At 55.2% G+C, this 13795-nt stretch carries 10 protein-coding genes; 6 read left to right on the top strand and 4 right to left on the bottom strand.

The genetic code is table 11. The features are described 5' to 3' along the window. Position 1: 1 nt before the first annotated feature. Both ssuC and ssuB read left to right on the top strand, forming a co-directional pair. A complete protein-coding gene (gene ssuC / locus IM313_RS18835; RefSeq protein WP_192970868.1) occupies positions 2 to 793 on the top strand; it encodes an aliphatic sulfonate ABC transporter permease SsuC in 792 nt (263 codons plus the stop codon). Beyond that, the gene (ssuB, locus tag IM313_RS18830) at positions 790 to 1560 is read left to right on the top strand and encodes an aliphatic sulfonates ABC transporter ATP-binding protein (RefSeq protein WP_192970867.1); all 771 of its coding nucleotides are present in this window, start codon (positions 790 to 792) and stop codon (positions 1558 to 1560) included. Before ssuC ends, ssuB begins: the two co-directional genes overlap by 4 nt. A 100-nt stretch (positions 1561 to 1660) precedes the next feature. Here the strand turns inward: ssuB and pepN are convergent, their stop codons facing one another. Beyond that, positions 1661 to 4273 carry an aminopeptidase N gene (gene pepN / locus IM313_RS18825; protein ID WP_192970866.1) on the bottom strand — a complete coding sequence of 871 codons (2613 nt, stop codon included), beginning with the start codon at positions 4271 to 4273 and terminating at the stop codon, positions 1661 to 1663. Positions 4274 to 4527: 254 nt separating this feature from the next. On the opposite strand from pepN, the gene pncB reads away from it, so the two are divergent. The 4 genes from pncB to aspC all read left to right on the top strand — a co-directional run bounded on the left by pncB (position 4528) and on the right by aspC (position 10397). Continuing rightward, complete coding sequence (gene pncB / locus IM313_RS18820) at positions 4528 to 5730, top strand: nicotinate phosphoribosyltransferase (RefSeq protein ID WP_192970865.1); 1203 nt, start codon at positions 4528 to 4530, stop codon at positions 5728 to 5730. A gap of 167 nt (positions 5731 to 5897) precedes the next feature. Next, positions 5898 to 7298: an asparagine--tRNA ligase gene (gene asnS, locus IM313_RS18815; protein WP_192970864.1), complete on the top strand. Its 1401-nt coding sequence runs from the start codon at positions 5898 to 5900 to the stop codon at positions 7296 to 7298. A 605-nt stretch (positions 7299 to 7903) separates the two neighbouring features. Beyond that, a complete protein-coding gene (locus tag IM313_RS18810) occupies positions 7904 to 9022 on the top strand; it encodes a porin (protein ID WP_275991486.1) in 1119 nt (372 codons plus the stop codon). 184 nt (positions 9023 to 9206) lie between these two features. Beyond that, the gene (gene aspC / locus IM313_RS18805) at positions 9207 to 10397 is read left to right on the top strand and encodes an aspartate transaminase (RefSeq protein WP_045261757.1); all 1191 of its coding nucleotides are present in this window, start codon (positions 9207 to 9209) and stop codon (positions 10395 to 10397) included. A 48-nt stretch (positions 10398 to 10445) separates the two neighbouring features. On the opposite strand, the gene IM313_RS18800 is transcribed toward aspC, so the two are convergent. From IM313_RS18800 to ldtD, 3 genes are all read right to left on the bottom strand, one after another. Further along, positions 10446 to 11093 carry an MBL fold metallo-hydrolase gene (locus IM313_RS18800; RefSeq protein WP_048999378.1) on the bottom strand — a complete coding sequence of 216 codons (648 nt, stop codon included), beginning with the start codon at positions 11091 to 11093 and terminating at the stop codon, positions 10446 to 10448. A 20-nt stretch (positions 11094 to 11113) separates the two neighbouring features. Then, positions 11114 to 11665: a YcbK family protein gene (locus tag IM313_RS18795; protein ID WP_048999377.1), complete on the bottom strand. Its 552-nt coding sequence runs from the start codon at positions 11663 to 11665 to the stop codon at positions 11114 to 11116. Between the two features lie 174 nt (positions 11666 to 11839). Beyond that, positions 11840 to 13663 (bottom strand): L,D-transpeptidase, encoded by a 1824-nt coding sequence (gene ldtD / locus IM313_RS18790; RefSeq protein ID WP_192970863.1) that lies wholly within the window; start codon positions 13661 to 13663, stop codon positions 11840 to 11842. Positions 13664 to 13795: the final 132 nt, after the last annotated feature.

Genomic DNA, 13795 nt, shown 5'->3' with positions numbered 1-13795 from the left:
CATGACTGCCACCTCACAAAAATGGCTGCTGCGCGCCGCGCCGTGGTTTTTACCCGTCGGCATTGTGGCGCTCTGGCAGCTCGCATCGTCTACCGGCTGGCTGTCGAGCCGCATTTTGCCCTCTCCGGAGGGCGTTATCGAAGCGTTCTGGTCGCTGAGCGTCAGCGGAGAGCTGTGGCAACATCTGGCGATCAGCTCCTGGCGCGCGGTGATTGGGTTTTCCATCGGCGGCAGCATCGGTCTGGTGCTGGGTCTGATCAGCGGCCTTTCACGCTGGGGGGAAAGGCTGCTGGATACCTCCATCCAGATGCTGCGCAACGTGCCGCATCTGGCGCTGATCCCGCTGGTCATTTTGTGGTTTGGGATCGATGAGAGCGCCAAAATCTTCCTCGTGGCGCTGGGCACGCTGTTCCCGATATACATCAATACCTGGCACGGCATCCGCAATATCGATCGCGGTCTGGTGGAGATGGCGCGCAGCTACGGCTTATCGGGTTTTTCCCTCTTTGCTCACGTGATTCTGCCGGGCGCCCTGCCCTCCATTATGGTCGGGGTGCGCTTTGCGCTCGGCCTGATGTGGCTGACGCTGATAGTGGCGGAAACCATCTCAGCCAACTCCGGTATTGGCTACCTGGCGATGAACGCCCGCGAATTCCTGCAAACGGACGTGGTGGTGGTCGCCATCATTCTGTATGCACTGCTCGGCAAACTCGCCGACGTCAGCGCACAGTGGCTGGAGCGCAGCTGGCTGCGCTGGAACCCGGCCTATACCCTTCAGGAGGCGAAAGCATGAATACCGCACGACTAAATCAGGGCACGCCGCTGCTGCTGAACGGCGTAACCAAACGCTACTGCGAAAACACCATCCTTAACGGGCTGGATCTGCACATTCCCGCCGGCCAGTTTGTGGCTGTAGTCGGGCGCAGCGGCGGCGGAAAAAGCACACTCCTGCGTCTTTTAGCCGGGCTGGAGGCCCCCAACGGAGGAGAGATTCTGGCAGGAACCACGCCGCTGGCCAATATTCAGGACGATACGCGCATGATGTTTCAGGATGCGCGCCTGCTGCCGTGGAAAACGGTGATTGATAACGTCGGGCTGGGGCTCAAAGGCAACTGGCGGGATGAAGCCCGTCAGGCGCTGGCCGCCGTCGGGCTGGAAAACCGTGCAGGTGAATGGCCTGCGGCGCTGTCGGGCGGCCAGAAGCAGCGCGTGGCGCTGGCGCGAGCGTTGATTCACCGTCCCGGCCTGCTGCTGCTTGATGAGCCGCTCGGCGCTCTTGATGCCCTGACGCGGATAGAAATGCAGGATCTGATTGAATCCCTCTGGCAGGCGCACGGCTTTACGGTACTGCTGGTGACGCATGACGTGAGCGAAGCCGTGGCGATGGCGGACCGGGTATTGCTTATAGAAAACGGGAAAATCGGTTTGGATCTGACGGTGGACATCCCGCGCCCTCGTCGCGTGGGCTCGGCGAGACTGGCGGAGCTGGAAGCCGAAGTGCTGGATCGGGTGATGAAACGTGGGGAAGCGGAGATTCAGCGGATAAAGGCCAATGCCTGATGCCCTCACCCCGGCCCTCTCCCACAGGGAGAGGGAGAAAACCAATGCCCCGCGCCCCCACGTAGGCCCGGTTAGCGTAGCGCCACCGGGCTTTTTTACATCAGGCCAGCGCCTTAGCTATCTTCTCGTACAGATCGCCAGACAGATTTTCCAGCCCTTTCAGCTGCTCAAGCGCGGCGCGCATCTTCGCCTGGCGCTGCGCATCATAGCGTTTCAGGCGGATAAGCGGCTCAATCAGACGTGATGCAACCTGCGGGTTACGGCTGTTCAGCTCGGTCAGCATTTCCACCATAAACTGGTATCCGCTGCCGTTTTCGGCGTGGAACGCGGCCGGGTTACTGCTGGCAAATGCGCCAATCAGCGAGCGAACGCGGTTCGGGTTGCTCATGGTGAACGAACGGTGCTTCAGCAGGCTGCGAACCTTACTAAGCGCATCGGCCGCCGGGCTGGTCGCCTGCAGAATAAACCACTTGTCCATCACCAGGCCATCCTGGTGCCACTTGTCGTCATACTCCTGCATCAGCGCATCGCGGCACGGCAGTTCAGCGGCAACGCTTGCTGCCAGGGCCGCGAGCGCATCAGTCATGTTATCCGCTTCGTGATACTGCTTGCTCACCAGCGCGTTCGCCAGTTCGGCCTCACCAAACGCAAGATAGCGCAGGCAGGTATTGCGCAGGGTACGCTTGCCGATATCCGCATGCTCCACGCGATACGCGTCAAGCTTGTTAGCGTTGTATAGCGCCAGGAATTCATCCGCCAGTTCGGTCGCCAGCGTGCGGGTCAGCGCTTCGCGCACTGCCACGATGGCAATCGGGTCGATGATGTCGAACAGCTCCGCAATTTCAGTCGCGGACGGCAGCGTCAGAATTTCAGCCGCCAGCGCCGGGTCAATCTTCTCATCCAGCAGGATGGCGCGGAACGCGTCTGCCACATGCACCGGCAGCGTCAGCGGCTGGCCCTGCTGGTAGCGGTTCACGTTAAGCTTGATGTAGGTTGCCAGCAGGCTCTGCGCCGCGTCCCAGCGGGAGAAATCGTTGCGGGCGTGACGCATCAGGAACGTCAGCTGCTGGTCGCTCCACTTGTACTCCAGCTTCACCGGCGCGGAGAACTCGCACAGCAGCGCAGGCACCGGCTGGAAGTAGACGTTATCGAAGATAAAGGTCTGCTCTGCCTGGGTCACGTTCAGCACGTGGTGCACCGGGTGGCCGCCCTTCTGTAGCGGGATGACGTTGCCTTCGTTGTCGTACAGCTCAATGCTGAACGGAATGTGCAGCGGATATTTTTCTTCCTGCTCGGCAGTTGGCGGCGTGCGCTGGCTGATGGTCAGAGTGTACTGCTCGGTTTCCGGGTTGTAGTCGTCCTTAACGGTGACAATCGGGGTCCCGGCCTGGCTGTACCAGCGGCGGAAGTGAGAAAGATCAACGTTGGACGCGTCTTCCATCGCCTGCACGAAGTCGTCGCAGGTAGCCGCGCTGCCGTCGTGACGTTCGAAGTAAAGCTGCATCCCTTTCTGGAAATTCTCTTCACCCAGCAGGGTGTGGATCATGCGGATAATTTCAGCGCCCTTCTCGTACACCGTCAGGGTGTAAAAGTTATTCATCTCAATGACTTTATCCGGACGGATCGGGTGCGCCATTGGGCTGGCATCTTCCGCAAACTGCAGGCCGCGCATGGTGCGCACGTTGTTGATGCGGTTGACCGCCCGCGAGCCCAGATCGGAGCTGAACTCCTGATCGCGGAAGACGGTCAGCCCCTCTTTCAGGCTCAGCTGGAACCAGTCGCGGCAGGTGACGCGGTTACCGGTCCAGTTATGGAAATACTCGTGGCCGATAACGCGTTCGATATCGAGGTAGTCTTTATCGGTGGCGGTATCGGTACGCGCCAGCACGTACTTGGAGTTAAAGATGTTAAGGCCTTTATTCTCCATCGCGCCCATGTTGAAGAAGTCGACAGCGACGATCATATAGATGTCGAGATCGTATTCGAGGCCGAAACGCTCTTCGTCCCATTTCATGGAGTTAATGAGTGAAGTCATCGCCCACGGCGCGCGGTCAAGGTTGCCGCGATCAACGAACAGCTCCAGCGCCACTTCACGGCCTGAGCGGGTTTTGAAGGTATCGCGCAGCACGTCGAAATCACCCGCCACCAGCGCAAACAGGTAGCACGGTTTCGGGAACGGATCCTGCCACTGCACCCAGTGACGGCCATTTTCCAGCTCGCCCTCACCCACGCGGTTACCGTTGGAGAGCAGGAACGGATAGAGGGTTTTATCGGCAATGATTTTGGTGGTAAAACGCGCCAGCACGTCCGGGCGGTCCAGGTACCAGGTAATGTGGCGGAAACCTTCGGCTTCACACTGCGTACACAGGGCCACGCCTGACTGGTAGAGCCCTTCCAGCGCCGTGTTGGCGGCAGGGCTGATTTCATTCACGATGCGCAGCGTAAAGCGTTCCGGCAGGTTGTCGATGACCAGCTGGTTGCCTTCTTCTTTATAATCTGACCAGGCTTCATCGTTAATGTGCAGGGAGACCAGCGTCAGGTCTTCGCCATCCAGACGCAGCGGTACGGCAGTCGCGCTGTGGCGCATCACCTGGCTTACCGCCGTCACAACGGTTTTTGTGGCATCCAGGTCAAAAGTCAGGTCGATATCGCTAATCAGGTATTCCGGCGCACGGTAGTCGTGGCGGTATTTGGCTTGTGGCTGTTGTGTCATAGAAAACCTTATGCATCGTTTGTCGAGTAACGTTTCAATATATTCCTGTTGCGTAAAACGCGCTATGCAGAATCTTCATCTTTTCAGGCTTAAACACCTTTTTCGCTACATTTGTATAACACGGGGCACGAAATGCTCTCGACCATAAAGTGTGCTTATGTTGTGATCGGGGTTCAATAAATCACTAAACAAGGTATACTCCGGAGTTGTTTATTGTACTAAACGCTCCCGTGAGAGGATGCTACAGCGCACCTATGACTCAATTCGCTTCTCCGGTTCTGCATACGTTGCTGGATACCGACGCGTATAAACTGCATATGCAGCAAGCCGTTTTCCACCATTACTATGACGTTCACGTCGCGGCGGAATTCCGCTGCCGTGGTGACGACTTGCTCGGTATCTACGCAGATTCCATTCGTGAACAGGTCGATGCGATGCAGCATCTGGCGCTCACCGATGACGAATATCAGTGGCTTTCTGGCCTGCCTTTCTTTAAAGCGGACTATCTGAACTGGCTGCGCGACTTCCGCTATAAGCCTGAACAGGTCACCGTGACCAACGAGAACGGCAAGCTGGATATTCGTCTTGAAGGTCCGTGGCGGGAAGTGATCATGTGGGAAGTGCCGCTTTTGGCCGTCATCAGCGAACTGGCTCACCGCTACCGTTCGCCTGAAACGGGCGTCGAACAGGCGGTCGCCTCGCTGGAGAACAAACTTGAGGCATTCTCAACGCTGACCGAAGGGCTGGATATGTCCCGCTTCCGCCTGATGGATTTCGGCACCCGTCGCCGCTTCTCTCGCGAGGTTCAGCAGGCTATCGTTGAACGTCTGCAGCAGGAGTCGTGGTTCGTGGGTACCAGCAACTACGATTTGGCGCGTCGCCTCAACCTGACGCCAATGGGCACCCAGGCGCACGAGTGGTTCCAGGCGCATCAGCAAATTAGCCCGGACCTGGCTAACAGCCAGCGTGCGGCGCTGGCTGCGTGGCTTGAAGAGTACCCGAATCTACTCGGGATCGCCCTGACCGACTGTATTACGATGGATGCCTTCCTGCGCGACTTTGGTCCCGAGTTCGCTGAGCGTTACCAGGGGTTACGCCACGACTCAGGGAATCCGGTTGAATGGGGCGAAAAGGCGATTGCTCATTACCAAAAACTCGGCATTGACCCGATGAGCAAGGTGCTGGTCTTCTCCGATAATCTCGACCTGGCAAAAGCCGTCGAACTGTATCGTCATTTCAATGCCAGAATTAATCTGGGCTTCGGGATCGGTACCCGGTTGACCTGCGACATTCCTCAGGTAAAACCTCTGAATATCGTGATAAAGCTGGTGGAATGTAACGGCAAGCCGGTGGCAAAGCTCTCCGACAGCCCGGGTAAAACCATCTGCCATGACAAAGCGTTTGTTCGCGCATTGCGCAAAGCGTTCGATCTCCCCCAGATCAAAAAAGCCAGTTAAGCGCTTACGGGAGCCTTCAGGGCTCCCTTCCCTTATTTATTTCTCAATTCTTCTCTTTTGACTGCGAAATTTACTTGTCTGATAGCGGTTGGCAGGTAACATAGATATCCCCCCGTCTTGGGGTGGACAAGTGTTTATTTTTTCCGACTATTAACAGAGAGAATATTATGAGCGTTGTGCCTGTAGCCGACGTACTCCAGGGCCGTGTCGCCGTTGACCAGGAGGTCACCGTGCGCGGATGGGTGCGTACTCGCCGAGATTCTAAAGCTGGCATCTCCTTCCTTGCCGTCTATGACGGTTCCTGCTTTGATCCTGTACAGGCCGTCATTAATAATTCTCTGCCCAATTACAATGATGACGTTCTGCGCCTGACGACGGGTTGTTCCGTTATCGTCACCGGTGTGGTCGTGGCATCTCCGGGCCAGGGCCAGAGTTTCGAGATCCAGGCCTCTGCCATTGAAGTGACTGGCTGGGTTGAAGATCCGGACACCTACCCGATGGCGGCTAAACGTCACAGCATTGAATACCTGCGTGAAGTCGCACACCTGCGTCCGCGTACCAACCTGATTGGTGCGGTGGCTCGCGTGCGCCATACGCTGGCCCAGGCGCTGCATCGCTTCTTCGATGAGCAGGGGTATTTCTGGGTGTCTACCCCGCTGATCACCGCGTCCGATACGGAAGGCGCAGGCGAAATGTTCCGCGTCTCGACGCTGGACATGGAAAACCTGCCGCGCACGCCGGAAGGTAAAGTCGACTACGACAAAGACTTCTTTGGTAAAGAAGCCTTCCTGACGGTATCCGGCCAGCTCAACGGCGAAACCTACGCCTGTGCGCTGTCTAAGATCTATACCTTCGGCCCAACCTTCCGCGCCGAAAACTCCAACACCAGCCGCCACCTGGCGGAGTTCTGGATGCTGGAGCCGGAAGTGGCGTTTGCCGATCTGAATGACGTTGCAGGTCTCGCAGAAGCGATGCTGAAGTACGTCTTCAAAGCGGTGCTGGAAGAGCGTCCTGACGACATGAAGTTCTTCGCCGAACGCATAGACAGCGATGCTGTGGCACGTCTGGAGCGTTTCGTCTCTGCCGACTTTGCGCAGGTGGACTATACCGATGCGGTAGCGATCCTTGATAAATGCGGTGAGAAGTTTGAGAACCCGGTTTACTGGGGCGTCGATCTGGCGTCTGAGCACGAACGCTATCTCGCCGAGAAACATTTCAAAGCGCCGGTTGTCGTTAAAAACTACCCGAAAGACATTAAGGCCTTCTATATGCGCCTTAACGAAGACGGGAAAACCGTGGCAGCGATGGACGTACTGGCGCCGGGCATCGGTGAAATCATTGGTGGTTCTCAGCGTGAAGAGCGTCTGGACGTGCTTGATGCGCGCATGGCAGAGATGGGTCTCAACCCTGCGGACTACAGCTGGTATCGCGATCTGCGCCGTTATGGCACCGTTCCGCACGCTGGGTTCGGTCTGGGCTTCGAGCGTCTGATCGCCTACGTTACTGGCGTTCAGAACGTGCGTGACGTAATTCCGTTCCCGCGTACACCACGCAACGCCAGCTTCTAAGCAACACAACAGACAATGGCCAGCATTTGCTGGCCATTATTTTATTCTGCCCTGTAAGTTTTTGTCAGCGTAAAGTCAGCGTTTTTAAACCACTAGCCCGTCACAACCGCTACCTGTTACGTTTTGTTTCCGCGAAATATCCAGCCACAAAAAATTAACCTCATTCTTATTGCGATTATTACATCCTGAAGTAATAGCACAAATTTCAACCAATTTTTCAGCCATCCAGAAGTCTTTATTGGGTCATAAGAAAAAACGAGTCGTTTAACATTCGTTTATAGGAATTGCCTTTATCCAAATTAATCATAAGGAATTCATATATATAGGAAACAAACCGATGCTTAATTCGCCAGGGGGTTCTGAAATTTGAGATGGTTCACAAAGTTCCCAAAAATACACATTTAGTTACACATATTTTCTTTCTGTAACTCAATCTTGAGAATTGTAGCACTTTCAGGCTAGCGAAACGCTTCGGTGAATGGAAAGATGCCTGTCAGATACATAAAGACACCAAACTCTCATCAATAGTTCCGGAAATATTTATTGACAGAATTTATTGACGGCAGTGGCGAGTGTCATAAAAAAACCAATGAGGGTAATAAATAATGATGAAGCGCAATATTCTGGCAGTGGTAATCCCTGCCCTGCTGGTAGCCGGTGCAGCAAACGCTGCAGAAATCTATAACAAGAACGGCAACAAACTGGACTTCTACGGGAAAGTTAACGCCGAGCACGATTTTGTGACCTCTGGCGATGACACTAACAACAACGACGCAACTTACGCGCAGATCGGTTTTAAAGGCGAAACCCAGATCAACGATCAGCTGACCGGTTACGGCCAGTGGGAATACCGCTTCATGGCTAACCAGGCTGAGAACACCGCTCAGGCTAACAAAAACCGTCTGGCCTTTGCGGGCCTGAAAGCGGGCGATGCTGGCAGCATCGACTACGGTCGTAACTACGGTATCGTTTACGACGTAGAATCTTACACCGATATGGCGCCGTCCTTCTCCGGGATGACCTGGGGCGGTAACTACGTTGATAACTTCATGACCAGCCGCAGCACCGGCCTGCTGACCTACCGTAACACCGACTTCTTCGGTCTGGTTGACGGTCTGAGCATGGGCGTACAGTACCAGGGCAAAAACGACCGTACTGACGTTAAAACCTCCAACGGTGACGGCGTAGGTTACTCTCTGGGTTACGATTTTGGCGAAGGCTTCGGTGCAATCGCATCTTACAGCAACGCAAACCGTACTCTGAATCAGAAAGCTGACGGCCTGGGCGATAAAGCTGAAGCATGGGGCGTGGGTCTGAAATACGACGCCAACAACCTCTACCTGGCAACCACCTATGCTGAAACCCGCAATACCACTCGTACCGGTTCCAGCGGCGATGCTGGTTTTGCTAACAAAACGCAGAACTTCGAAGTGGTTGCTCAGTACCAGTTCGACTTCGGCCTGCGTCCGGCAATCTCTTACGTGCAGACCAAAGGTAAAGACCTGGTTGGCGTAACCAATGCTAACGGCACCTTCTCAGGCGGCGATGCAGACCTGGCTAAATTCATCCAGGTTGGCGCGACTTACTACTTCAACAAAAACTTCAACGTGTGGGCTGACTACTACATCAACCTGCTGGACAAAGACACCGACTACGCGAAAGTGGTTGGCGGTCTGAACGGCAACGACGATATGGCTGCTGTGGGTGTAACCTACCAGTTCTAATCAGAACACCACGTTGTTATATGCATAATGAACAGGGCTTCGGCCCTGTTTTTTTATGCCTGACAGAAAATAATGGCGACTTTTGAAAAGCCGCACGCTTTTCGTCGCAAACGGTTGGCATTTTGTAAATCTCCCGTTAACCTGATAGCGGATTTCACTTCTGTAATCACAATGGAACTTCGTCATGTTTGAGAACATTACCGCCGCTCCTGCCGACCCTATTCTGGGCCTGGCCGATCTGTTTCGTGCCGACGACCGCCCTGGCAAAATCAACCTGGGTATTGGTGTATATAAAGATGAAACCGGCAAAACTCCGGTACTGACCAGCGTTAAGAAAGCGGAGCAGTATCTGCTGGAAAATGAAACCACCAAAAACTACCTCGGTATTGATGGTATTCCTGAATTTGGTCGCTGCACCCAGGAGCTGCTGTTCGGTAAAGGCAGCGCAATTGTGAGTGACAAACGTGCGCGCACGGCGCAGACCCCTGGCGGTACCGGCGCGCTGCGCGTGGCGGCGGATTTCCTTGCTAAAAACACCTCTGTTAAGCGCGTATGGGTGAGCAACCCAAGCTGGCCGAACCACAAGAGCGTCTTTAACTCTGCAGGTCTGGAAGTGCGCGAATATGCTTACTACGACGCGGCAAACCACGCTCTCGACTTTGACGGCCTGCTCTCAAGCCTGAGCGAAGCGCAGGCGGGTGACGTGGTGCTGTTCCACGGCTGCTGCCACAACCCAACCGGTATCGATCCAACGCTTGAGCAGTGGGAACACCTGGCGAAGCTCTCCGTTGAGAAAGGCTGGCTGCCGCTGTTTGACTTTGCTTACCAGGGCTTCGCCCGCGGTCTGGAAGAAGATGCAGAAGGCCTGCGCGCGTTCGCCGCCGTTCATCAGGAGCTGATCGTTGCAAGCTCCTACTCCAAGAACTTTGGTCTGTACAATGAGCGAGTAGGTGCCTGTACGCTGGTTGCGGCGAACGATGAAACCGTCGATCGCGCCTTCAGCCAGATGAAATCCGTGATCCGCGCGAACTACTCCAACCCGCCGGCACACGGTGCGTCTGTTGTTGCGACCATTCTGAGCAACGATGCGCTGCGCGCGATTTGGGAACAAGAGCTGAACGATATGCGTCAGCGTATCCAGCGCATGCGCCTGCTGTTTGTGAACACCCTGGCTGAGAAAGGCGCTGACCGCGACTTCAGCTTCATCATCAAACAGAACGGTATGTTCTCGTTCAGCGGCCTGACCAAAGAGCAGGTTCTGCGTCTGCGTGAAGAGTTTGGCGTATACGCCGTAGCCTCTGGCCGCGTAAACGTTGCAGGCATGACCCCTGACAACATGGCGCCACTGTGCGAAGCGATTGTCGCCGTCCTGTAATTTGCGCCCACAAAAAAGCCTGCGTTAAGCAGGCTTTTTTTATGCTGGTTACCAGACAGGCATTTCATCCTGAAGGAACGGGTTATGGAGCCGTTCATAGCCCAGCGTCGACATCGGACCGTGTCCAGGGATAAACGTTACGTCATCACCCAGCGGCAATAACTTCTGTTTAATCGACTGAATCAGCTGCCCGTGATCGCCGCGCGGAAAATCGCTGCGTCCTACGCCACCTTTGAAAATCACATCGCCGGAAATCAGCAGACGGGACTGGTCGTCAAAGAAGACGATATGGCCTGGCGTATGCCCAGGACAATGCAACACCTGTAAAGTCACATTCCCTACGTTAACGCGCTCTCCTTCGTTCAGCCAGCGATCGGGCGTCAATGGCAGACACTCATCAAGGCCAAACATGCGGCTTTGGGCGGGTAACCCCTGCAGCCAGAACTCATCTTCTTTTTCCGGGCCAATAATCGGCACACCGTAGTGTTTAGCCAGTTCAGCCGCTGCGCCTACGTGGTCGAGGTGACCATGCGTCAGCAAAATCTGCATCAGCGTCACGCCGCTTGCTGCGACTTCCTGCTTGATTTTCTCAGCGTCACCGCCGGGATCGACAAGCGCGGCCAGTTTGGTTTGCTCGCACCAGATTAATGAACAGTTCTGGGAGAACGCGGTAACCGGAATAATACGATAGTTCATACTGCTCCTGTGTTTCGTTATTACCAGTGCCGAACCGGCCCGGTATCAATATGCACAAAGTTGCTGCTGGGGTAATATCCTACACCACCCGCGCGCATAGATAACGCGGCTTTGCGAATATTGGCTAACGAAACGCCTTCAATGTGGAAATCCATTGCCTGTCCCTTCGTGTGGTAGCTTTTTTTCGCTACCCCACGGCTATGGGCGCGCAGTTCATTGTTGGTATCAATTGAGCGATAACCAGAAATAAGCTGCACCGGCTTGCTGGTGCCCAGCAGGCCCTGAAGGCGGAAAAGCTGATCAAACAGTCCTGGGTCGATGGCTTTTACTTTATTCGCGCGGAAATCACGGAAAAAATGGTTGAGTCTTGCTAATTCATCCTGAATATAGCCTCTGCCATCGAAAAACTCCGCTTTTAGCGACTCACCGGTGTGAAGATTGCTGAGCGTTAAAACGCGCGGACGAGGTGTCGAGAGGGTGGCAAATGCTGGCGTCGGTAAGATGGCCGCTGCGCCAAGCGCAACACCACCTAACGCCAGCAGCTTGCGGCGATTAGCGTCAAATTTGTCCATGATAATCAGGTCTACAGGTCAAAGAAATCGTAATATGCTTAGCGCACGAAGGGCACCTTAACTGGCAAAACAGGGTACGTCAAGGCGCCCAACCCCAGTGAATACGCGGCTTACAGCGATATTGGCCCCGATTCACCATAACTTACGACAATCATTTTTCCCGAACTACTTCATTTACCTGATTAATTGTTCCGCTTTTGGCAAAATTTGTGCGCCGGATCGCGCGGTGAGATCATAATTGTAAATATCTGTACGGTACTGAGTGCGACCGTCTTCACCCACAAACGCTGTCAGATAATAAAGATTAACCGGAATGTTGTGGCGAATATTCACGTAGCGCGTATCACCCTGCTTCAGGGCGTCAGAAATACGCGTATCGTTCCAGCCCGCATCCTGCAGCAGCATGTTGGCCAACTCCGAGGCTTTATTCACGCGCACGCAGCCTGAACTCAGTGCCCGGGTATCTTTCTGGAACAGATTGTGGTTCGGCGTATCGTGCAGATAGATAGCATCTGAACTTGGCATGTTGAATTTGTAGCGCCCCAGCGAGTTATGCGCTCCGGGAGCCTGCTGGAAGCGGAACGGCAGGTTGGAGGCAGTGATCGTCGACCAGTCGACCATGTAAGGATCGATCGCCTCTTTACTGTTCCAGCCACGCATGACCGTATAGCCGTGACGTTCCAGATAACCCGGATCGTTCCAGACCTTAGGCAGAATGTCCTTACGCGCCAGCGTCGGCGGCACGTTCCACGGCGGGTTAACCACCACGTTATTTAACGCGCTGCTCATCATCGGCGTTTTGCGATCCGGACGCCCGACAATCACGCGCGAGGCCAGCTTCTCGCTACCATCCTGATAATAAACCAGTGAATAGGCAGGGATATTGACCATAATGCCGGTAGACAGCGTGCCCGGCAGCAAACGCAAACGCTGAATATTAAGCGCCAGCACCCCGGCCCGCTGCGCAGGCGATACGTTAAGCCAGTCACGCGTTGAAGGTCCAATGACGCCATCGGCTCCCAGCCCTTGAGCGGCCTGGAACTGTTTAACCGCGGCGACCAGCTCGCGATCGTAAGCCTCGGGCTTATTGCTCAGGGTAGTGGCCTTGTTCTCTTTTATGGGCGCTGACGGGCTGACCACCGCGCTTTGCGGATCGTCGCTCGGCAGGGCAATGTTCGGCCCGCCATCAAGAATACCGGAGCGTTTAAGGATCTCGCGCAGGGCTGGCACATCGCTGCTCCACTGACCCGGACGCAGCGTTGCGGTCCCCCGCATTTGCGGCCATGGACGCGAGTCCCCCACCAGCGCGAGGAGCGACTGGTGCATAGTGGCATACTGTGGATGCGCCGGCGCGAGGCTGGCAATGAAGCGCGGCAGATCGCCGTTATCCAGCGCTAATTGCCACTGGTTAATCACCGACAGGGCTGGCGTCGCCAGCTTATAGGGCCTATCGCTGTACAGCCAGCGGTTGCCATTGACCGGAATACCCGCCACAAACTGCAGGTAACCCATCATGGCATCGGAAAGGACCACGTCCCGCGCCTGACCGGTGACGGCAGGATCGGTTAACAGCTCAACCCACTTCGTAAACTGCGGCTGGAATCCCGCAATCGCCACTTCCGCCAGCTGTTGCTGGAAGGCGCGCACGGCATCACGATTTTCCCACATGGGTTTCATATCGCGGGCAGCATAAAGCAGCGTGAGCTGATTGATATAGGCAGGCGTGTAGCCTGCAGGCAGGCCTGTCTGGAGCTGCTGGCTGAGCGATTCAACGTCGATGCCTTCCGGCAGCGGCTTAATCCCGGCCATGATGGCCGTAGCCGTAGACTGTTCCAGCGGCTGAGACAATGACGTCGGCTGCGCGCCTGTCGTTGCGGTGCTGTCAGTCGGCACAATTTCAGGCTCGTCGGCCTGGGCGGTTAACAGTGGAGCAAACATCACTGCCAGACATAAACTCAGCGCTGACAGCTGACGACCACATTCTTTCTTTAGCAACATCCCTTGCCCCCTGTTTTCACGACATGCCCATCACGGTGGGGCTTTCTTTTATTATAGGTAGACGACAACTCTGTTGCCTTACCTTATGTAAAGAAGTTTAAAGATAACGCAGCCCTGAACACAAGTTAAGAG

It is taken from the genome of Enterobacter cloacae complex sp. P2B, from assembly GCF_014895985.1.
In the GTDB taxonomy this organism is placed as follows: Bacteria; Pseudomonadota; Gammaproteobacteria; order Enterobacterales; family Enterobacteriaceae; genus Enterobacter; species Enterobacter bugandensis.
The sequence above is the reverse complement of the archived record's forward strand: the minus strand, read 5'-3'. Positions and strand labels throughout refer to the sequence as shown.

Bases quoted from the DNA above. Each gene is read 5' to 3' on its own strand.
- ssuC (WP_192970868.1), top strand. From the start codon at position 2: ATGACTGCCACCTCACAAAAATGGCTGCTGCGCGCCGCGCCGTGGTTT.
- ssuB (WP_192970867.1), top strand. From the start codon at position 790: ATGAATACCGCACGACTAAATCAGGGCACGCCGCTGCTGCTGAACGGC.
- pepN (WP_192970866.1), bottom strand. From the start codon at position 4,273: ATGACACAACAGCCACAAGCCAAATACCGCCACGACTACCGTGCGCCG.
- pncB (WP_192970865.1), top strand. From the start codon at position 4,528: ATGACTCAATTCGCTTCTCCGGTTCTGCATACGTTGCTGGATACCGAC.
- asnS (WP_192970864.1), top strand. From the start codon at position 5,898: ATGAGCGTTGTGCCTGTAGCCGACGTACTCCAGGGCCGTGTCGCCGTT.
- IM313_RS18810 (WP_275991486.1), top strand. From the start codon at position 7,904: ATGATGAAGCGCAATATTCTGGCAGTGGTAATCCCTGCCCTGCTGGTA.
- aspC (WP_045261757.1), top strand. From the start codon at position 9,207: ATGTTTGAGAACATTACCGCCGCTCCTGCCGACCCTATTCTGGGCCTG.
- IM313_RS18800 (WP_048999378.1), bottom strand. From the start codon at position 11,093: ATGAACTATCGTATTATTCCGGTTACCGCGTTCTCCCAGAACTGTTCA.
- IM313_RS18795 (WP_048999377.1), bottom strand. From the start codon at position 11,665: ATGGACAAATTTGACGCTAATCGCCGCAAGCTGCTGGCGTTAGGTGGT.
- ldtD (WP_192970863.1), bottom strand. From the start codon at position 13,663: ATGTTGCTAAAGAAAGAATGTGGTCGTCAGCTGTCAGCGCTGAGTTTA.